This is a genomic window from Streptomyces sp. G5(2025) (genome assembly GCF_049542075.1).
In the GTDB taxonomy this organism is placed as follows: Bacteria; Actinomycetota; Actinomycetes; order Streptomycetales; family Streptomycetaceae; genus Streptomyces.
In genome coordinates, this window is sequence record NZ_JBMUZT010000006.1 from 2584958 (window position 1) to 2605607 (window position 20650).

15 protein-coding genes are annotated in these 20650 nt (G+C 72.8%); 8 read left to right on the plus strand and 7 right to left on the minus strand.

The genetic code is table 11. The features are described from left to right. Positions 1 to 227: 227 nt before the first annotated feature. Positions 228 to 2804, plus strand: a complete 2577-nt coding sequence (gene pepN / locus ACOBQB_RS22540; protein ID WP_423593948.1) for an aminopeptidase N — start codon at positions 228 to 230, stop codon at positions 2802 to 2804. A gap of 291 nt (positions 2805 to 3095) precedes the next feature. On the opposite strand, the gene ACOBQB_RS22545 is transcribed toward pepN, so the two are convergent. From ACOBQB_RS22545 to ACOBQB_RS22555, 3 genes are all read right to left on the minus strand, one after another. Beyond that, positions 3096 to 4004 carry a LysR family transcriptional regulator gene (locus ACOBQB_RS22545; RefSeq protein ID WP_423593949.1) on the minus strand — a complete coding sequence of 303 codons (909 nt, stop codon included), beginning with the start codon at positions 4002 to 4004 and terminating at the stop codon, positions 3096 to 3098. 68 nt (positions 4005 to 4072) lie between these two features. Next, the gene (locus ACOBQB_RS22550; protein WP_423593950.1) at positions 4073 to 5008 is read right to left on the minus strand and encodes a DMT family transporter; all 936 of its coding nucleotides are present in this window, start codon (positions 5006 to 5008) and stop codon (positions 4073 to 4075) included. A gap of 159 nt (positions 5009 to 5167) precedes the next feature. Further along, positions 5168 to 6643 carry an FAD-dependent monooxygenase gene (locus ACOBQB_RS22555; protein WP_423593951.1) on the minus strand — a complete coding sequence of 492 codons (1476 nt, stop codon included), beginning with the start codon at positions 6641 to 6643 and terminating at the stop codon, positions 5168 to 5170. A gap of 113 nt (positions 6644 to 6756) precedes the next feature. On the opposite strand from ACOBQB_RS22555, the gene ACOBQB_RS22560 reads away from it, so the two are divergent. Then, the gene (locus tag ACOBQB_RS22560) at positions 6757 to 7359 is read left to right on the plus strand and encodes a TetR family transcriptional regulator (protein WP_423593952.1); all 603 of its coding nucleotides are present in this window, start codon (positions 6757 to 6759) and stop codon (positions 7357 to 7359) included. 98 nt (positions 7360 to 7457) lie between these two features. Here ACOBQB_RS22560 and ACOBQB_RS22565 read toward each other — a convergent pair whose 3' ends face one another. The 3 genes from ACOBQB_RS22565 to ACOBQB_RS22575 are packed head-to-tail and all read right to left on the minus strand — an operon-like array spanning position 7458 to position 10236. Continuing rightward, complete coding sequence (locus ACOBQB_RS22565) at positions 7458 to 7697, minus strand: hypothetical protein (RefSeq protein ID WP_423593953.1); 240 nt, start codon at positions 7695 to 7697, stop codon at positions 7458 to 7460. A 20-nt stretch (positions 7698 to 7717) separates the two neighbouring features. Further along, the gene (gene malQ / locus ACOBQB_RS22570; RefSeq protein WP_423593954.1) at positions 7718 to 9880 is read right to left on the minus strand and encodes a 4-alpha-glucanotransferase; all 2163 of its coding nucleotides are present in this window, start codon (positions 9878 to 9880) and stop codon (positions 7718 to 7720) included. Continuing rightward, complete coding sequence (locus ACOBQB_RS22575) at positions 9880 to 10236, minus strand: hypothetical protein (protein ID WP_423593955.1); 357 nt, start codon at positions 10234 to 10236, stop codon at positions 9880 to 9882. Before ACOBQB_RS22575 ends, malQ begins: the two co-directional genes overlap by 1 nt. 365 nt (positions 10237 to 10601) lie before the next feature. Here ACOBQB_RS22575 and ACOBQB_RS22580 point away from each other — a divergent pair, with 365 nt between their 5' ends. Next, positions 10602 to 14252 (plus strand): beta-N-acetylglucosaminidase domain-containing protein, encoded by a 3651-nt coding sequence (locus ACOBQB_RS22580; protein ID WP_423593956.1) that lies wholly within the window; start codon positions 10602 to 10604, stop codon positions 14250 to 14252. Positions 14253 to 14307: 55 nt separating this feature from the next. On the opposite strand, the gene ACOBQB_RS22585 is transcribed toward ACOBQB_RS22580, so the two are convergent. Further along, the gene (locus tag ACOBQB_RS22585; RefSeq protein WP_423593957.1) at positions 14308 to 14844 is read right to left on the minus strand and encodes an HNH endonuclease; all 537 of its coding nucleotides are present in this window, start codon (positions 14842 to 14844) and stop codon (positions 14308 to 14310) included. A gap of 292 nt (positions 14845 to 15136) precedes the next feature. Here ACOBQB_RS22585 and ACOBQB_RS22590 point away from each other — a divergent pair, with 292 nt between their 5' ends. The 5 genes from ACOBQB_RS22590 (at position 15137) to ACOBQB_RS22610 (ending at position 20644) form a co-directional block, all read left to right on the plus strand. Beyond that, positions 15137 to 16219: a mechanosensitive ion channel family protein gene (locus ACOBQB_RS22590; RefSeq protein ID WP_423593958.1), complete on the plus strand. Its 1083-nt coding sequence runs from the start codon at positions 15137 to 15139 to the stop codon at positions 16217 to 16219. A gap of 407 nt (positions 16220 to 16626) precedes the next feature. Continuing rightward, positions 16627 to 16965 carry a Uma2 family endonuclease gene (locus ACOBQB_RS22595; RefSeq protein WP_423593959.1) on the plus strand — a complete coding sequence of 113 codons (339 nt, stop codon included), beginning with the start codon at positions 16627 to 16629 and terminating at the stop codon, positions 16963 to 16965. Positions 16966 to 17114: 149 nt separating this feature from the next. Next, the gene (locus tag ACOBQB_RS22600; protein WP_423593960.1) at positions 17115 to 18296 is read left to right on the plus strand and encodes an ROK family transcriptional regulator; all 1182 of its coding nucleotides are present in this window, start codon (positions 17115 to 17117) and stop codon (positions 18294 to 18296) included. Positions 18297 to 18346: 50 nt separating this feature from the next. Beyond that, a complete protein-coding gene (locus ACOBQB_RS22605; RefSeq protein WP_423593961.1) occupies positions 18347 to 19687 on the plus strand; it encodes an ABC transporter substrate-binding protein in 1341 nt (446 codons plus the stop codon). A 12-nt stretch (positions 19688 to 19699) separates the two neighbouring features. Continuing rightward, positions 19700 to 20644 (plus strand): carbohydrate ABC transporter permease, encoded by a 945-nt coding sequence (locus ACOBQB_RS22610; RefSeq protein ID WP_423593962.1) that lies wholly within the window; start codon positions 19700 to 19702, stop codon positions 20642 to 20644. The last annotated feature ends 6 nt before the right edge of the window (positions 20645 to 20650 follow it).

A 20650-nucleotide genomic window follows, 5' to 3' on the forward strand; every position in this document is an offset into this window, starting at 1 on the left:
CCCCGTGGTCACCGTGGTCCCGGCGGGTGGTCGTCAGGCCGTGGTCGGCGGCCTGCCCGGGCCGGGTCGGTCGCGCGGAGCGTAGCGGCACGGCAGCGGGAGAACAATGGCCCGGGCGGACGTGCGAACCCGCATGGAAGGATGGCCGGAAACACCACAAGTCGCACCCCCCGAATGACAGCACCACTCGTCCGACAGACACTCGTCGTACCCGAGGAGATGACCGCGTGCCCGGCACCAATCTGACCCGCGAAGAGGCGCAGCAGCGAGCGAAGCTACTGACCGTTGACTCGTACGAGATCGACCTCGATCTCTCCGGAGCGCAGGAGGGCGGCACCTACCGGTCCGTGACCACGGTGCGCTTCGACTCCGCCGAGGCTGGCGCGGAGACCTTCATCGACCTGGTGGCCCCCGCGGTCCACGAGGTCGTCCTGAACGGGCACGCGCTGGACGTGGCCGCGGTGTTCCGTGACTCGCGCATCAAGCTGCGGCACCTGGCGGCGGGCCCCAACGAACTGCGGGTCGTCGCCGACTGCGACTACACCAACACCGGTGAGGGCCTGCACCGCTTCGTCGACCCGGTCGACCAACAGGCCTATCTGTACACGCAGTTCGAGGTGCCGGACGCGCGCCGGGTCTTCGCGAGCTTCGAGCAGCCGGACCTGAAGGCGACCTTCCAGTTCACCGTGAAGGCGCCGAGCGGCTGGACGGTGATCTCCAACTCGCCGACGCCCGAGCCCAAGGGTTCCGACGGCGACGTCTGGGTCTTCGAGCCGACGCCGCGCATCTCGACGTACATCACGGCCCTGATCGTCGGCCCGTACCACGCGGTGCACTCCTCGTACGAGGGGCCGGACGGGCAGTCGGTGCCGCTCGGCATCTACTGCCGGCCCTCGCTCGCCGAGTACCTCGACGCGGACGCGATCTTCGAGGTGACGCGGCAGGGCTTCGACTGGTTCCAGGAGAAGTTCGACTACGCCTACCCGTTCGCCAAGTACGACCAGCTCTTCGTGCCGGAGTTCAACGCGGGCGCGATGGAGAACGCGGGCGCGGTGACCATCCGCGACCAGTACGTGTTCCGTTCGAAGGTGACGGACGCGGCGTACGAGACGCGCGCGGAGACCATCCTCCACGAGCTGGCCCACATGTGGTTCGGCGACCTCGTGACGATGGAGTGGTGGAACGACCTCTGGCTGAACGAGTCGTTCGCGACGTACACCTCCATCGCCTGCCAGGCGTACGCGGAGGGCTCGCGCTGGCCGCACTCCTGGACGACGTTCGCCAACTCCATGAAGACGTGGGCGTACCGCCAGGACCAGCTGCCGTCCACGCACCCGATCATGGCGGACATCCGCGACCTGGACGACGTCCTCGTCAACTTCGACGGCATCACGTACGCCAAGGGCGCGAGCGTCCTCAAGCAGCTCGTCGCCTACGTCGGCATGGACGAGTTCTTCCGTGGCGTGCAGGCGTACTTCAAGCAGCACGCGTTCGGCAACACACGCCTGTCCGACCTGCTGGGCGCGCTGGAGGAGACCAGCGGGCGCGACCTGAAGACGTGGTCGACGAAGTGGCTTCAGACGGCGGGCATCAACGTCCTGCGCCCGGTCGTGGACGTCGACACGCGCGGCGTCATCACGTCCTTCGCGGTCAAGCAGGAGGCCCCGGCGCTGCCCGCGGGCGCGAAGGGTGAGCCCACGCTCCGCCCGCACCGCATCGCGATCGGCCTCTACGACCTGGACGGGGCGTCCGGCAAGCTGATCCGCACGGACCGCGTGGAGCTGGACGTCGACGGCGAGCTGACGGCGGTCGACGCGCTGGTCGGCAAGGCCCGCCCGGCGGTGATCCTGCTCAACGACGACGACCTCTCCTACGCGAAGGTCCGCCTGGACACCGAGTCCCTGGCGTTCGTCACGGACCACATCGGCGACTTCGAGGCGTCGCTGCCGCGGGCGCTGTGCTGGGCCTCGGCGTGGGACATGACACGCGACGCGGAGCTCCCGACGCGGGACTACCTCTCCCTGGTCCTCTCCGGCATCGGCAAGGAGTCCGACATCGGCGTCGTGCAGTCGTTGCACCGCCAGGTGAAGCTGGCCCTCGACCTGTACGCGGCGCCCGCCCGCCGCGAGGAGGCGCTGACACGCTGGACGGAGGCGACGCTGTCCCACCTGCGGGCGGCGGAGCCGGGCAGCGACCACCAGCTGGCGTGGGCCCGCGCCTTCGCGGCGACGGCCCGCACCGACGCGGAACTGTCCCTCCTTGAGCGGCTGCTCGACGGCTCGGAGACGATCGAGGGCCTGGCCGTCGACACGGAGCTGCGCTGGGCGTTCGTGGGCCGGCTCGCGGCGACGGGCCGGCTCGACGAGGCGGGGATCGCGGCGGAGCTGGAGCGGGACAAGACGGCGGCGGGCGAACGCCACGCGGCGTCCGCGCGGGCCGCGCGGCCCACCGCGGAGGCGAAGGCGGCGGCCTGGGCCTCGGTCGTCGAGTCCGACACGCTGCCCAACGCCGTGCAGGAAGCGGTGATCGGCGGCTTCGTCCAGACGGACCAGCGGGAGCTGCTCGCGCCCTACACGGAGAAGTTCTTCTCGGTGGTCAAGGACGCGTGGGACGCCCGGTCCCACGAGATGGCCCAGCAGATCGCGATCGGTCTCTACCCGGCGCTCCAGGTCTCCCAGGCCACGCTGGACGCCACGGACGCGTGGCTCGCCTCGACGAACCCGTCCGCGGCCCTGCGGCGCCTGATCATGGAGTCGCGGTCGGGGGTGGAGCGGGCGCTGCGGGCGCGGATCGCCGACGCGTAGCCCTCTGGCCGGGCGGGGGCGGGCGGGGGCCGCCGTGGGGTGTTCCGCTGCTCCGCGGCGGGCTTGTCCACCCACCCGCTCACCCCGCATCGGTTCCGGACCATGCCCGTGCCTCGCGGCTTCCGGCCGCGGGGCACGACCCGTGCGGGCGCGGCACAGACCGACCACGACCCGCACCCGAAAACACGGCGCCCCCTACACCACCGGTAACGGGCGGGCGGGAGGCATCCGCGCGAAGCGCGGGCCAGACCGGACACGGCCCGCACCCGAAGAAACACCGCGCCCACCCCCCTACCCCCGCCCCGCCACAACCCCCCGCAACGCCACCAGCACCCGGGAGACCGCCGCCCCGTCCGCCGCGCCCCTCCGCACCGCCGCGATCACATGCCGCCGCGGCCGGTCCTCCGCGAGGCCCCGCATCACCACCCCGTCCCGCCGCACCGCCGCCATCCGCGGCACCAACGCCACCCCCATCCCCGCCTCCACCATCGCGAGGATCGCCGTCCACCCGGAAGCGGAATGCGCCTGCTCCGGCGTGAACCCGGCCCCTTCACACGCCGCCCGCGTGATCTCCGACCAGGGCCCGCTCCCCCCGAAGATCCACGGCTCCCCCGCCAGATCGGCCAGCCGCAGCCCTTCGGCCGCCGCCAGCGGATGGTCACCGGGGAGCGCCACGTCCAGGGGGTCGGCGACGAGCGACTCCCGGGTGAAACGCGTGTCCGCGTCGGGCGAGGCCGGCGCCTGCACCGCGAGGGACAGCGCGACGTCCACCTCCCCGGCCGCGAGCAACTCGTACGCCTCCGCCGCCTCGGTCTCCCGTACCCGTACGGAGATGCCCGGCGCAGCCTCCCGTAGCGCCCGCACCGCCGGCACGACGAGCGCGGGCACGGCGGTCGAGAACGCCCCGACCCGCACCTCCCCCGCCTCGCCCAGCGCATACGCGGCCAACTCCGCGTCCGCCCGTTCCAGTTGGGCGAAGACCGCTTCCGCGTGCCGCAGCACGAGGTGGGCCGCGTCGGTCAGCCGCACCCGGCGGCCATGGGCCTCCAGGAGCGGCACGCCGAGCTGTTTGGCGAGGTTGGACAGCTGCTGCGACACCGCCGACGGCGTCATGCGCAGCACCTGCGCCGTCGCCGTGACGGTGCCCCGTTCACTCAACGTACGCAGGATCTGGAGCTTCTTGATGTCCCACTCGCTCATGGGGTCAACGTACCGAGTGGCCAACAGACCCGGCCCCACCGGCCGCATCCCCGCCCGCTCCCCTGCTTCTACTTCGCGCGGGCCGCGCCGAGCACGACCCCGCCGAGGATCAGCCCCATGCACAGCACCTGGAGCCGCCCCATCGCCTCGCCGAGGAGCGCGAAGGAGAGCAGGGCCACGCAGACCGGCTGGAGGTAGTAGACGGTTCCGGCGCGCGCGGCGCCGATGATCGAGATGGCCTTGTTCCAGGCGAAGAAGGCGACCGCCGAGGACACCACGCCCACGTACAGGAGCGGGGAGACGGTGCCGACCGTCGGTTCGAAGCCGCCCTGCATGACGTAGCTGGCCACGAAGACCGGCAGCAGCATCAGCGCGCCGAGCACGAACGTCGAGAACAGGAACGGCAGTCCGCCGATCTCCGCGGGCTTGCGCTTGAGGAGCGCGCTGTACGTACCGAAGGAGAGCGCGGCGGCGATGACCCACAGGTCGCCGACCGCGAAGTCCATGGCGAGGGAGCCCTTGCCGACCAGCAGCAGGACGCCCGCGCAGGCGACGAGCATGCCCGTGACGCGGCGGGCGCCGAGCCGGGCGCCGCCGAGGCGTTCGTGGACGGCCATCAGGACGGGCGACGCGGCCATGATCATGCCCATGTTGCCGGCGGTGGTCGTCAGGCCGGCCTGGTTCACGAGGGTGTTGTAGACGGTGACGCCCAGCAGGGCGGCGAGCAGCAGGAAGCGCAGGTGCGCGCGCAGCAGCTTCCGCTGCCGCCAGGTCTCCCGCGCCGCGAACGGCGCCACCGCCACGATGGCGATGATCCAGCGCCAGAACGCGTGCTGGACGGGCGGGACGCTGTCGTGCAGGGCGCGGGAGGTGACGAAGCTGCCCGACCAGACGACCGTGGCGAGGGCCGCGAGGGCGAGGCCGACGCCGATGGGGCGAGCGGCGCCCGCCGTGGGGCGCGCGGCGGTGGCGGCGGAAGCGGGGGTCCGGTCGAGGACTGCCACGGGGTATCCCTTGTCTCTCTCCCCGCCACGGCGGGCGGGGTGTCTCGGTGTGGTGTGCGACCACCGTGACACCCCGCGACCCATCAGGTCCATCGAAAGTTTCCGCTGTTTATTTGTAGCCAAAGTGAACGATACGTCGCGGCGCGCGATGCCGACAGCTCAGTTGACGCAGTTGACGCCCCACGCCTTCAACGCCCCCGCCACAGCCCCCGCGTCCGCCCCCTCCGCCGCCCACGCCACGTACCCGTCCGGCCGCACCAGGATCCACGTACGTCGCGCGCTCGCCCAGTGCGCCACCACCGCACGCCCCGCCTCGCGCCCGCACTCCGCGCCCCGCGGTGCGATGAGGACGAACTCGCCCGCGCGCAGGACTTCGTAGAGCCGCCCCTCTTCGAGCGCGACGTCAGGGACCCGCCGCCCGACGAGGCGGTGGGCGCCCCTCGGGGCCGGACAGGTGAAGCCGATGCCCGTGATCCGGCCAAGCACCTTCGTCCGCACCGGGCGCACATGGGTGGCGACGGCGGCGAGTACGGCCCGGGCGGCGCGTGTCCCCCGCCGCTTCGCCATCGCGAGCCGGACGAGTGCGCCGCTGGTGCGCAGGACCGCCTTGCCGACCGGGTGCCGCTCGGCGTGATACGTGTCCAACAGGCCGTCCAACAGGCCGTTCGGCGCACGGCCGTTGACGGCGGCGGCCAGTTTCCAGCTCAGGTTGGCGGCGTCCTGGAGGCCCGTGTTCATGCCCTGCCCGCCGGCCGGGGAGTGGACGTGCGCGGCGTCCCCGGCGAGGAAGATGCGGCCCACGCGGTACGCGGGCACCTGCCGCTCGTCGCTGTGGAAGCGGGACATCCAGCGGGCGTCGTGCATCCCGAAGTCCCGGCCGAGCGCCGCCCGGACGATCTCCTTGACCTCGTCGAGGCCGAGCGGCTCGCTGTCGGCGACGTCGCGGGCGCGGTTCCAGCCGATGACGCGGTGGTAGCCGTCGGCGAAGGGCGCGATGAAGGCGAAGGCGTCGCCGACGGCGTTCACGGTGACCAGCGTCGGCGGCCGCTCGGCGAGCTTGACGTCGGCGAGGACGAGCGAGCGGATGACGGACCTGCCGGGGAAGGGCAGCCCGACCGCCTCGCGCACCGCGCTGCGCAGGCCGTCGGCGCCGACCGCGTAGGCCGCGCGCAGCGTGTCCGGCTCTCCTCCCGCGCCCCGGGCTTCGAGCGTCACCCCGTCGGCGTCCTGGGTCAGGCCGACGACCTCCGTCTCGTACGCGAACCGCACCCCGGCGTTGGCCGCGCGCCGCTCCAGGACCCGTTCGACCTCGTACTGCGGCAGGACCAGGAGGTGCGGGAAGCGGGAGGGCAGCGGCGCGAGGTCGAGCGTCAGGCGCTCGAAGAGGCGCAGCCCGGCGAGCGGCTCCCCCTTCGCCTCCAGTTCGTCGGCGAGGCCCCGGGCGTCGAGCTGCTCCAGGGTGCGGGCGTGCACGACCATCGCGCGGGAGAGGTTGCTGATGCCGGGCGCCCGCTTCTCGACGAGAGTGACGGGGACGCCCGCCGCCGCGAGGTCCCCGGCGAGCAGCAGCCCGGTGGGCCCCGCCCCCACGACCACGACGCCGCCGGTGTCGCCATCGTTCGAAGAACCGTTCATGGCCGCCTCCTGATGCCAGCGCGCATTGGTCAACGCTTGTTGGTCAACGCTTGTTGGTCACGGTAGGACCGCCCCTCTGGACTGTCAACAGGTGTTGGCCTACGTTTGTTGGCATGACGGAAAGAGCCCATGTCCCCCCTGCCTCACCGGCGTCCGGCGCGCCGCCCCGCCGCTCCGACGCCACCCGCGCCGGCATCCTCGCGGCGGCCCGCGAACGGTTCGCCGCCGACGGGTACGAGCGCGCCACGATCCGCGCCATCGCCCGGGACGCGCGGATCGACCCGTCGATGGTGATGCGCTACTACGGCAGCAAGGAGGGCCTTTTCGCAGCCGCCACCTCGGTCGATCTGCGGATGCCGGACTTCACGCGCGTGCCGCGCGAGGACGTGGGGCGGCTCCTCGTGACCCACTTCCTGGACGTGTGGGAGGACGCGGACGAGCTCACCGCGCTGCTCCGCGTGGGCATCACGAACCAGGCGGGCGCCGAGCGCATGCGGGAGATCTTCGCCGAGCAGCTGCTGCCGGTGGCGCGCGCGATCTGCCCGGATCCGGCGCAGGCGCCGTCGCGGGCCGCGCTCTGCGCCGCGCAGGTGCTGGGCCTCGCATTGACGCGCTACGTCCTGCGGTTCCCGCCGTCGGCCGCGCTGACGCGGGAGGAGATCACGGACTGGCTGGCACCGACGCTCCAGCGCTACCTGACGGCCGACCGGCCCTGAGGGCTCCTGAACGCACGCCGAGGGCTCGACCCACCGCCGTGAGCGACTTGCGCGTACGTCGGTGGACCGAGCCCTCGGACGAGGCTACGGTCGGTGGCTCAGCCCTGCTTCTGCTGCTTGCGGGACTTGTCGCCGACCATCACGAGGCCCGCGATCACCAGGAACAGCACGATGGGCGCGGCGACATAGAGGCCGAGCGTGTCGATGACACTCAGGCCGGGGCCCGGGTCGTCGCCGTCGTCACGCATGTTCGCGAGCGCGGGGGACGACATGAGCAGCATCATCAGCGTCGTGCCGGAGGCCAGGGCGCCGGCGCGCAGAGCGTTCTTCTTGTCCACGGTGCAAACGTAGCGAACTCCTAAACGGGGTGCGCGCCCGGGGGTGCCGTACGGGCGGCCCCGCAGCCCTCGCCGCCCTCGCGGAAGACGGCCATGAACGCGTGCAGGCGCGGCGAGGCGGCGAGGTCCTCCAGGGTGAGGGGGCGTCCGGTGGCGTCGGCGACGGGCAGCCGCCAGTTGGGGTACTGGTCCCAGGTGCCGGGGAGGTTCTGCGGGCGGCGGTCGCCGACCGCGTCCGGGAGCCAGACGCCGATCATGCGGGCGGGCGTGGCGAGCAGGAAACGGTGCACGGCGCGGATCTCGTCCTCCTCGCAGCCCATGCCGCCGGGCAGCATGCCGAGCCGGGAGAGCAGGCCGAGCCACTCGCGTACGTCAAGGGCCGCCTCGGCCCGCTCCTCGGCCAGGGGGCGGGTCAACAGGCCGAGGTCGTGGCGGAGTTGGACGTGCTCCCCGGTGAGGCGGGCGGCGGTCGGCGGCAGGTCGTGCGTGGTGGCGGTGGCCACGCAGTCCGCGCGCCAGGCGTCCGCGGGCAGCGGGCGGCCGGTGCCCGCCCAGTCCCGTTCGAACCAGAGGACGGAGGTGCCGAGCACGCCGTGCTCGCGCAGCGTCTCGCGTACACCCGGCTCTACGGTGCCGAGGTCCTCGCCGATGACGAGGGCGTCCGCGCGGTGCGCCTCCAGGGTGAGGACGGCGAGCATCGCCTCGGCGTCGTAGTGGACGTACGTCCCCTCGGTGGGGTCGCCGCCCTCGGGGACCCACCAGAGGCGGAACAGCCCCATGACGTGGTCGATGCGCAGGGCCCCCGCGTGCCGCAGCAGTCCGCGTACGAGGGCGCGGTAGGGGGCGTAGCCGGACGCGGCGAGGCGGTCCGGGCGCCAGGGCGGCAGGCCCCAGTCCTGGCCGCGCGCGTTGAACGCGTCCGGCGGGGCGCCGACGGTCATGCGCGGCGCGAAGTGGTCCTGCTGGGCCCAGGCGTCGGCGCCGCCCGGGTGCACGCCGACCGCGAGGTCGTGGACCAGGCCGATGTCCATGCCCGCCTCGCGGGCGGTGCGCTGCGCGGCGGCCAGTTGGGCGTCGGTGAGCCAGGCGAGGCGGCTGTGGAAGTCGACGCGGTCCATCAGCTCACGCCGGGCCCGGGCGGTCGCGGGCGAGGCGGGGTCACGCAGGGCGGCGGGCCAGGAGTGCCAGTGGGGGCCGTAGGCCTCGGCGAGGGCGTTCCAGGTGGCGTGGTCCTCCAGGGCGGGGCCCTGTTCGGCGAGGAAGGCGTGGTAGTCGGCGCGGCGGCCGGGGCCGAGGGGCACTTCGTGGAGCAGTTCCAGGGCTTCGCGCTTCAGGGCCCAGACCGCGTCCCGGTCGATCAACTCGCCCCCGCGCAGGACCCCTTCGCGCAGTGCCTCGGCGCGGCGGCGCAGGGCTTCGGCGCGGTCGCGGGCGTCCCCCGTCAGCCGGGCGAACTCCGGCACGGCCTCGACGCGCAGGTGCACCGGGTCGGGGAAGCGGCGGGAGGAGGGGCGGTACGGGGACGGGTCGCTGCCCGGGCCGCCGGGGACCCCCGGCACGGCTGCGTGCAACGGGTTCACCTGGATGAACCCGGCGTTCAGGGCGTGGCCGGACCAGGCGGCGAGCTCGGTCAGGTCACCGAGGTCGCCCATGCCCCAGGAGTCGCGGGACAGCAGGGAGTAGAGCTGGACCAGCAGCCCGTGCGTGCGGCGCGGCGGCGTCTTGATCCGGCGCGGGGCGGCGATGAGGTGGGCCTCGGCGCGGCGCCCGTCGGGGTTGCGTACGAGAAGCCGGTGCACGCCGGGCGGCAGCCCTGCCCAGCCGTCGGGCGCGGGCTCGGCGGCGGCAGTTGAGGTGGAGGTCCAGGGCACCGTCCACTCGATCACCGCGCCCCCCTCGGTCTCCACCCGCACCCGTGTCCCCGATGGCAGCCCCGCGAGGGGCGAGGCGCCGGACAGCGCGCCGTCCGTCCAGGCGACCACCGTCGGCGGGAGCAGACGCTCGGCCAGGTGCGCCTCGCGCGCGGCGAGGGCGGCGCGAACCGCAGCGGGGCCGCTCGCGTCCACGCCGAGCGCGGCGAGGGCCGCGACGACCGCGGTGTCGCCGACGGGGACGGTGCGTCCCGGGGACGGGGAGTAGGAGGTGGCCACCCCGTACAAGGCGGCCAGCCGGGAAAGGGCCATCAGACCCCCATGGGGTCCAGGCCCGAGGCCGTACCGGTGGCGGTGGGCTCGCTGGTGAGGGGGGCGGCGTCGGCGAGGGGCGGCTCGCTGGTGAGCGGCGCGGCGTCGGCGAGCGGGGGCTCGCTGGTGAGGGGCGGCTCCAGGCAGGTGCAGGAGGAGGAACCGTCGAGGCCCGAATCGGGCCCGGAGACCTGCCGCGCGCCGAGGCCGGAGGCCGGACGCCGGTCGGGCCCGGGGATCAGCCGCGTACCCGGACCGGGGGTCAGATGGGCGCCGGAACCGGAGATCAGGTGCGTGTCGGGGGCGGGGACCTGTTTGGAGAGGGCGGAGAGCAGAAGATTCGCGGAAGCGGCCACGTGGGGGCTCCTAGTCAGGGGGCAGGTCACGGCAGCCCTACCCACTGTGCGGGGCCACAGACGTATAGCGTGCACCAACGTGACTCTGGTCACCATCGCTTGCCCCGCGCGGGAGTTGTTCTTCCGGCGCCCTTCATGCCACGGAAGATCGGGCTCCGGACCTGCGGATCCGCGGAAGATGTCCACGGCGGGCGAGCGCCGGGGCGGGCCGCGCGGAAGGCCCGCAGGCCCTTGCTCCGCGCAGGTTCCGCGAAGAATCCCCACTGCTCCTTCACTCCCGTTGACACCCCCGCCACCTCAGTGGTGGGCTCACTGCCACACGTGATGTCAGGTGCCCCAGGGGCCCCGGAGGACAGGGAGAGGGCGTGCAGTTGCGGCGCAGGAAGGGCGCGGTCGCCGTCGCGGTCGCCGTCATCGCGGGCGCGCTCGGCGGTGCGCCCGGCGCCCTCGCGGCCCCGGGCCCCGGCGCTCCGGCCACTTCCCCAGACGGCCCCGGCGCCGACGACGGGAAGAGCGGCGCCGCACTACCGCCCGTCTGGCCGCGCCCCCACGCGATGGAGCCCGCCGGGAGCGCCGTCACCGTGAGCGGCGACGTCGTCCTCGTGACCCCGCCCACCGACGACCGGAGCGACGGGGCCAAGCACGGCGACGGCCGGGTCAGCAGCCGGGACGGCGGGAGCAGCGGGAACGGCCGAGACAGCCGGGACAGCCAGAGCAGTCGGGACGGCGGAAGCGGCCACGACCGCCGGGACACCCGCGACACCCGCGACACCCAGGCCGCCCAGCGCAGCCAGGACGCCCGGGACGCCCAGGAGGACCAAGGCAGCCGGAACGGCCGGGTCGCTCAGGACAGCCGAGACGGCCGGCGCAGCCAAGACGGCCGGGACGCCCCAGACAGCCAGGACAGCGGCGGCACCAAGGGCAGCCAGGGCAGCCGGAACGGCGGGAACGGCCGGGACAGCCGGAACAGCGGGAGCAGCGGGAACGGCCGGGACAGCCAGGGCAGCCGGGACGGCGGAAGCGGCCACGACCGCCGCGACACCCGAGACAGCCAAGACTCCCAGGCCGCCCAGCGCAGCCAGGACGCCCAGGACGACCAAGGGAGCCGGAACCGCCGCGACGGCCGGCGCAGCCAGGACGATCGAGACGCCCAGGGCCGTCGAGAAACCCGGGACGGCCAGGACCCGCAAGGCGCCCGGGGTGGCTGGGACAGCCGGAACCGCCAGGGCAGCCGCGCTGCCGGGGACGGCTGCGACCCGTACGCCCTCGAAGCGCTGCGCGAAGTGCTGCGCGACGCCGGTGCCCGTCGGGTCATCGAGGTGCGCGAAGGCGATCCGCTGCCCGAGGGCGCCACCCTCGTCGTCCGCGTCGGCGGCCCCGGCGCCGACCGGGCGCTGCGCGCGCTCGGTGCCCGCGAGCACGGGGACCTGCCGTCGGGCGGCTACCGCCTGGCCGTCGGCCGCGTCGACGGCCGTGCCACCGTCGCCCTCGCGGGAGCCGGCGAGGACGGGCTCTTTCACGGGGTGCAGACCCTGCGGCAGCTGGCCGGTAAGGCCCGGACCCTGCCCGGCGTACGCATCCGCGACTGGCCCGGCACCGCCGTGCGCGGGCTGACCGAGGGGTTCTACGGCACCCCCTGGACCCGCGAGCAGCGCCTGGCCCAGCTCGACTTCATGGGGCGTACCAAGCAGAACCGCTACCTCTACGCCCCCGGCGACGACCTCTACCGCCAGGCGCGCTGGCGCGAGCCCTATCCGGCGGACCAGCGCGCGGACTTCCGCGCCCTCGCCGCACGCGCGAAGGCCAACCACGTCACGCTGGCCTGGGCCGTCTCCCCCGGGCAGGCCATGTGCATGTCGTCCGACAGGGACATCAGGGACCTCACCCGCAAGATCGACGCGATGTGGGCGCTCGGGGTACGTGCCTTCCAGCTCCAGTTCCAGGACGTCAGCTACAGCGAGTGGCACTGCGAGCGGGACGCCGAGACGTTCGGCAGGGGCCCGGAGGCCGCCGCGAAGGCACAGGCCGGGGTGGCCAACGCCGTCGCCGCGCACCTGGCCGGGCGCCACCCGGACGCCGAGCCGCTCTCCCTGATGCCGACCGAGTACTTCCAGGACGGCACGACCGCGTACCGCGCCGCCCTCTCGGCCGGCCTGGACCGCCGTGTGCAGGTGGCCTGGACCGGCGTCGGCGTCGTCCCCAAGACCATCACGGGGCGCGAACTGGCGGGCGCCCGCGAGGCGTTCGGCCCGCACCCGCTGGTCACGATGGACAACTACCCGGTCAACGACTTCGCGCAGGACCGCATCTACCTCGGCCCCTACACCGGCCGTGAGCCCGCCGTCGCGACCGGCTCGGCCGCTCTCCTCGGCAACGCCATGGAGCAGCCCGCCGCCTCCCGCATCCCGCTGTTCACGGCCGCGGACTACGCCTGGAACCCGCGCGCGTACCGCCCGCACGAGTCGTGGCTCGCCGCGATCGACGACCTCGCGGGCGGCGACACGAAGGCGCGGGGCGCGCTGCGGGCCCTCGCGGGCAACGACGCCTCGTCCGTGCTGGGCGCCGACGAGTCGGCGTACCTGCGGCCCCTCGTGACCGACCTCTGGCGTGCGCGCACCACGACGGACCGCGCCCGGATCGACGCTTCCGCCGGGCGGCTGCGCGCGGCGTTCGGTGTGATGCGCGAGGCGCCGCGGCGGCTCTCGGGCAGCGCGCTCGACGGCGAGGTGCGTCCGTGGATCGAGAAGCTGGGGCTGTACGGCGAGGCCGGCGAGGCGGCCGTCGACATGCTGCGCGCGCAGTCGCACGGTGACGGCGCGGCCGCCTGGCGCGCCTCGCGCGAGCTGACGAAGCTCCGCGAGGAGCTGCGGGCGCGCGGGGTCACCGTCGGCGCGGGCGTCCTCGACCCGTTCCTGACGCGGGCCCAGAAGGCGTACGCGGCCTGGGCGGGGCTCGACGGCAAGCAGGCCTCGGACGGCGCGACGGCACGGTTCGGCCGTGAGCGTCCGCTCGCGGCGGTGACGGCGCTGACCGACCCGGGCACCAAGGGCAGCGTCGAGGTGCACGTGCCCGGCAAGGGCTGGCAGCGCGTCGGGACCCTCGCGGAGAGCGGCTTCACCGAACTCGACCTCACCCGGACGGATGATGGTGGCGGCACCGGCGGCGCGAAGAAGCACGGCGGGGGCGTGCACACCGACTCCGGGCGCGCCGATGCCGTACGCGCCGACGCCGTACGCGCCACCCCCACCGACGGCACGGGCGAGGTGCGCCATGTCGTCCCCTGGTACGCCGACACCCCCGCGGCCCGGCTCTCGCTGGCCCGCACCGAGGCCGACGCGGAGATCGGCGGGCAGCCGCGCGAGGTCACGGCGAAGCTGCGCTCCCTGCGCCCCGGCGCCCTGCGCGGGCAGGTCGTGGCCAAGGCGCCGAAGGGCATCGAGGTGCGGGTGCCGGCGCGGACCACGCTGCCGCGTGGCACGGACGTCGAGGTGCCGGTCGGGATCGGCGTCGCCGCGGGCACGCCCGCGGGGACGTACGAGATCCCGGTGTCCTTCGGCGGCGAGACCCGCACGCTGTCGGTCCGCGCCTCTCCGCGTACGGCGGGCCCGGACCTGGCGCGCGGCGCGAAGGCCTCGTCGTCGGGCGACGAGACGAAGGACTTCCCGGCGTCGGCCGCGAACGACGGCGATCCCTCCACCCGCTGGTCCTCGCCGGCCGAGGACGGCGCGTGGTGGCAGGTGGAGCTGGCGGAGCCGGTGCGGCTCGGCCAGGTCGTGCTGCGCTGGCAGGACGCGTACGCGGCGCGGTACCGGGTGCAGACGTCGGCGGACGGCAGGACGTGGCGCACGGCCGCGACCGTGCGGGACGGCAAGGGCGGGCGCGAGGCGATCCGCGTGGACGCGCGCGGGACGCGCTACCTCCGTATCCAGGGCGACAAGCGCGCCACCCGCTTCGGCTACTCGCTCTGGTCGGTCGAGGCGTACGCGGTCGCCGACGGGCGGCGGCCGCGCGGCTGAGCCGCCGCGCGGCCCCTGTCAGGGCGCCACGTACGACAAAGGCCCGGATCGTTTCCTAGGCGGAAATGCCATCGATCCGGGCCATCGCGTCGTCCGCGCCGAACGGCTGGAGGTACGGCAGCCAGCGCGGATCCCGGTGTCCGGTCCCGATGATGCGCCACGCGAGGCCCGAGGGCGGCGCGGGCTTGTGCCGCAGCCGCCAGCCGAGCTCCATGAGGTGCCGGTCGGCCTTGACGTGGTTGCAGCGGCGGCACGCGGCCACCACGTTCTCCCACGCGTGCTGCCCGCCCCGGCTGCGCGGGACGACGTGGTCGACGCTGGTTGCGACGCCACCGCAGTACATGCACCGACCGCCGTCGCGGGCGAACAGCGCGCGCCGGGTCAGAGGAACGGGCCCCCGATAGGGGACCCGGACGAACCGCTTGAGGCGGACCACGCTGGGTGCGGGGACGGTGCGCGTCGCGCTGTGCATGAAGGCGCCGGATTCCTCTAGGCAGAGAGCCTTGTTCTCCAGGACGAGGACGAGCGCGCGGCGGAGCGGTACGACGCCGAGGGGCTCGTACGACGCGTTGAGGACCAGGACGTGCGGCACGGATGCCTCCTATAACGCCGGCGGCGCGTGGCTCGCGCCGGGACGATCTGTTGACAGTCTCCCCTCATGCCTGGTCGAAGCGCCAGCATGTACCGGTAACGGGCTCGAAGTGTTTTCGACCACAGGTGACATGCCACCGGCACGTCACCTGCTTCTTGCCCAGGTGAGCCCTGTCTCTCCCTCGAACATGACAACGATCCACACACAATGCCCCGTTAGTGTGGTGTGTCTGCCCGTTTCCCCCGTGACTTCTCGTCCGCCGGGCAGGCCGCGATACCTGGAGGTACCTGCCGTGTTCTTGTCCGTCCTGTCGGCAGCCGGAACGGACCCGGACGACACGCCGACGCCGAAGCCGCCCACGTTCGAGGACGCCCAGGAGAGCGCCGGGAACGCCGCGAGCTGGGTCGAGCAGAACTGGTCCACGTGGCTCGGCATCGGCCTGCGCATCGTGCTGATCGTCACGATCGCGGTCGTCCTGCGCATCCTGGTCCGGCGCGCCATCACCAAGCTCATAGACCGCATGAACCGCACGGCGAACGCCGTGGACGGCACGGCGCTCGGCGGGCTCCTGGTGAACGCGGAGCGCCGCCGCCAGCGCTCGCAGGCCATCGGGTCCGTGCTCCGCTCGGTGGCGTCGTTCGTGATCCTCGGCACGGCCGCGCTGATGGTCCTCGCCGCCTTCGAGATCAATCTGGCCCCGCTGCTCGCCTCCGCCGGTGTGGCGGGCGTCGCGATCGGCTTCGGCGCCCGCAACCTCGTCACGGACTTCCTCTCCGGTGTCTTCATGATCCTTGAGGACCAGTACGGGGTGGGTGACACGATCGACGCGGGCGTCGCCTCAGGAGAGGTGATCGAGGTCGGCCTGCGCGTCACCAAGCTGCGCGGCGACAACGGCGAGATCTGGTACGTCCGCAACGGCGAGGTCAAGCGCATCGGCAACCTCTCGCAGGGCTGGTCCACGGCCGGCGTCGACGTGATGGTCCGCCCGGACGAGGACCTCGACAAGGTCAAGGCGACGCTGGCGGAGGTCGGCGAGGCCATGGCCAAGGACGAGCCGTGGAACGAGCGCCTGTGGGGCCCGGTGGAGGTCCTCGGCCTGGACAGCGTCCTCCTGGACTCCATGGTGATCCGCGTCTCGGCGAAGACGATGCCGGGCCAGTCCCTGGGCGTCGAGCGGGAGCTGCGCTGGCGCGTCAAGCGGGCCTTCGACGAGGCGGGCATCCGCATCGTGGGCGGCCTGCCGCTCCAGCCGGAGGAGCCCTCGTCCGGCGACCCCACGGCCGCCATGGCACCCCCCTCCGCCTACGCCTCGACGACGTCCCCGCAGTCCCTGGCGACGGCCCCGATAACCCCGCCGCCGAACCTGTCGAAATAGGCCCTGCGCTCCCCCGTCCGGGTGGACCGCGCGTGATCTTCCCCGGGCGCCCGCCCGGCGCCTCCATGCTCCCGCTGGGGCACCCGGAACGGGCGTAGCCTGGCATCAGCGACAGGGAGGACCAGCGATGAGCGCCGATCCCATCACGGAGCCGAGCATGCTGCCGCAGCAGGACCCCATCGATCTACTGATCGCGTTCGAAGAGGCATCCGAGGTGCCGATTCGTCCCGAGTACGTCGAGGGGATGGGCATCGTGCCACCACAGCCCGACGACGAACACAACCACGAGGCCGCCGAGCTGTACTTCCAGCTCCGCTCGGCCGGCATTCGTCTGGCCGGCTTCGGCAACGGCTACCGCGCCGGCCCAGGGGGGCCGTACCACGGCCCTCGTCATTCCCGACTTCTACGTGCGCCGCCGCAGGCCGTCGGAGCTCGACGAGTCGTACCGCAAGGCCCACAAGGGCTGGTACTCCATCGAACTCCTCGCCCTCGTCGGCGAGGTCACCTCCAGCAACCACGAGACGGACACCGGCCCGAAGTACCGCACCTACGCCGCCGCGGGCGTCCCCGTCTACGTCCTGCTCCACCGCCAAGAGGGCAAGGCGTACGCCTACTCCGACCCGGTCCAGGAGGAGGACCCCGCCAAGGCCCACTACGCCACCAAGGTCGAGGTCGAGCTGGGGCGCCCCCTGCCGCTTCCCGAGCCCTACCCGAAGCTCGACACGGCGTTTCTCCTGGAGGAGTAGCACCCCGTGCAACGCCCCGCCCCCGCAGGTAACGACTTGGTTGCCGCGGGGGCGTTCGCTATTGACGGCCTGTTCACGCCAGCCTTACGGTCCTCACGAATTGGAAAGTTTCCTAACAGTTAACGGGCAGCCGAAAGGCCGGTGTCGTGATGGCAGCAGCAGGCAGCACTCCGGGGGCCCCCGGCACGCCGCGCGTCCTGCGCGCCATGAACGACCGCGCCGTACTGGATCTACTGGTCGTCCACGGCCCCCTCACCCGGACCCGTATCGGTGAGCTGACCGGCCTCTCCAAGCCCACCACCTCGCAGCTCCTCGGGCGGCTCGAAGCCGCCGGGCTCGTGCACACCACCGGCAGCCTCAGCGGGCGGCCGGGGCCCAACGCCCTGCTCTACGAGATCGACCCGGGCGCCGGGCACGTCGCGGCGCTGTCCGCCGACCCGACCGGCATCACCGCGCTCGTCGCCGACATCACCGGCACCGTCCTCGGCACCGAGCGCGTGGAGGCCGACGCCATCGCCGAGGACGTACGCCACCGCACCGCCCAGCTCGTCGCGGAGGCCGTCGACGGGGCACTGCGTCAGGCGGGCCTCGGCCACGACGACCTGCGGGCCGCGGTGATCGGCACCCCCGGCGCCATCGACCCGCACACCGGCCAGCTGCGCTACGCCCCGCACCTGCCCGGCTGGCACTCCCGCACCCTGCGCGACGACCTCGCCGCGGTGCTCGGGACCCCGGTGGCCATCGAGAACGACGTGAATCTGGCCGCGGTCGCCGAGCAGTACGAAGGCGCCGCCCAGGACCACGACAACTACGTCCTGACCTGGCTCGACGAAGGCGTCGGCGCCGCCATCGTGCTCGGCGGCACCCTGCTGCGCGGCGCGACCGGCGGCGCGGGCGAGATCGGCTACATGCCGCTGCCGGGCGCTCCGCTGGTGCGCGGCGGTCCGGAGGCCACGCTCGGTCCGCGTGGCGGCGGGGGCGGCTTCCAGAGCCTCGTCTCCGCGCCCGTCGTCCGCGAACTCGCCGGGCCCGGCGCGTCCTTGGCCGACGCCTTCGCCGACGACGTGATCCTCGCCGAGGTCGCCCGCCGCCTCGCCACCGGCATCGCCGCGGTCATCGCCGTGGTCGACCCCGAGCTGGTCGTCCTGTCCGGCTCGGTCGGCCAGGCCGGCGGCGACAAGCTGCGCGTACGCGTCGAGGAGGAGCTGACGGGCCTCGCCCTGCCCTGCCCGCAGGTCCGCATCAGCGAACTCGACGGCGACCCGATCCTCACCGGCGCGCTCCGCTCGGCCCTCACGCAGGCCCGGGACCAGGTCTTCGACACCGCCTGAGCCGCGCCCCGGCCCGTAGTAGACCCCCTCCCCCGTAAAGGAAGCCCGCCATGCCGCGATGGCGCATGCCCACCTGCGCGTCCGCGGCGCTCGCCGCAGCCGGCCTGTTGCTCTCCGGCTGCGCCAACCCGAGCGTCGGCAGCGCGAACGACGACCCGACCGAGCCGGTCACCCTGAAGTTCTGGCACGGCTGGGCCACGCCCAGCGAGGTCAAGGCCATCGACGACAGCATCGAGCGGTTCGAGGAGGCGCATCCCCACATCGAGGTGGAGACCACCGGGAACGTCACCGACACCACCGTCAACCAGGCGCTGCGCGCGGGCGGCGACAAGGCCCCGGACGTGGTGTCCTCCTTCACCACCAACAACGTCGGGCAGTACTGCGACTCGGGGATGTGGGTCGACCTCGACCCGTTCATGAAGAAGACGGGCGTGGACAAGCGGAAGATCTTCCCGAAGACGCTGCTCGACTACACCAGCTACCAGGGCAACCAGTGCGCCCTTCCCCTCCTCGCCGACGCGTTCGGCATGTACTACAACAAGGACGCCTTCGAAGAGGCCGGCATCAAGCGCCCGCCGCACACGATGTCCGAGTTCGAGCGGGTCGCCGAGAAGCTCACCGTGCGCAGCGGCAAGGACTCGTACGAGCGGGTCGGGTACATGCCCAACTTCCGGCTGTACCAGAACAGTCCGGACCGCCTCTTCGCGCAGTGGGGGCCCCGGTACTTCGACGCCGAGGGCAACTCGCGCCTCGCGGAGGAACCGGCGACGTACGACTTCCTGAAGACGGCCCGCGAGCTCGCCGACGCGCAGGGCGGCTTCGACGACCTGGAGAAGTTCCGGCTCACCTTCGGTGACGAGATGTCCGGCCAGAACGCCTTCCTGACCGGCAAGCTCGCCATGCACCTGGACGGCGAGTGGCGCGGCCTCATGCTGACCGACGCCAAACCCAAGTTCGACTGGGGGGTGGCGCCGCTGCCCGTCCCCGACGACCAGGCCGAGACCTACGGGCGCGGCTTCATCACCGGCACGGTCGCCGGCATCGCGCACAGCAGCAAGCACCAGAACGCGGCGTGGGAGCTGGTGAGGTTCCTGACCACCGACACCAACCAGGTGGTGGACTTCGCCAACGCCATCCACAACGTCCCGTCCACGTACGCGGCACTCAAGTCGCCGCGCCTGGACGCCGATCCGACGTTCCGCGCCTTCTTCAAGATTCTGGAGAGCAAGCACAGCAAGGCCCTGCCGCCCTCCACGAACGGCGGCGCCTACGTCGTCTCGCTGATGGACTTCGCGTACTCCGTAGAGGCCGGGCACACCACCGACCTCCGCGCGGGCCTGCGGAGACTCGACGAAGAGATCGACGCCGACACGCTCCAGTCGAAGAGCTGAGGACCCCGAGCCATGGCACGTTCCCTGACCCTCTCCAGTCCCGCGGCGCGCCGCAGACTGCGCACGCTCGGCTTCCTCTCCCCCTGGCTGGTCGGCTTCAGCGTCTTCTTCGCGTACCCGCTGATCGCGACCGTCTACTTCTCCTTCATGCACTACAACCAGATCAAGGAGCCCACCTTCGTGGGCCTGCGGAACTGGGAGTACGTGTTCGACCAGATGCCGCTCTTCGGGCCCGCCCTGTGGAACACTCTCTGGCTGGTCGTGATCATGGTGGCGCTGCGGGTGGTCTTCGGGCTCTCGCTCGGGCTGCTCGTCACGAAGATCAAGACGGGCGTCGGGTTCTTCCGCACCGCCTTCTACATCCCGTACCTGGCCCCGCCGGTGGCCGCCACCGTCGCCTTCGTCTTCCTGCTGAACCCGGGCACGGGCCCGGTCAACGAACTCCTCGGCGCGATCGGGATCTCCGGGCCCAACTGGTTCAACGACCCGGACACCGCCAAGCCCTCGCTGGTGCTGCTCTCCCTGTGGGGCATCGGCGACCTGATGGTGATCTTCATGGCCGCGCTGCTCGACGTACCGAAGGAGCAGTACGAGGCGGCGGAGCTGGACGGCGCCGGGGCGTGGGCCAGGTTCCGCTACGTCACCTGGCCCTCGATCACGCCGATCGTCATGTTCGCGGTGGTCACGGGTGTCGTGCAGACCATGCAGTACTACACGCAGGCCCTGGTCGCGGGGAAGGTCGCCTCCGGGGTCAACATCGGCCCCGGTTCGGTGATCCAGCCCGGCTATCCGGAGCACTCGACCCTCACGGTCCCCCAGCTCGTCTACTCGATGGGCTTCCAGAACTTCAACACCGGCGCCGCGTGCGTGCTCTCGCTCGTGCTCTTCGCCATCGCCATGGCCGTGACGACGCTCCTGATGCGCAAGCGCTCCGGGCTGCTCGCGGCGGAGGACTGAGGACTC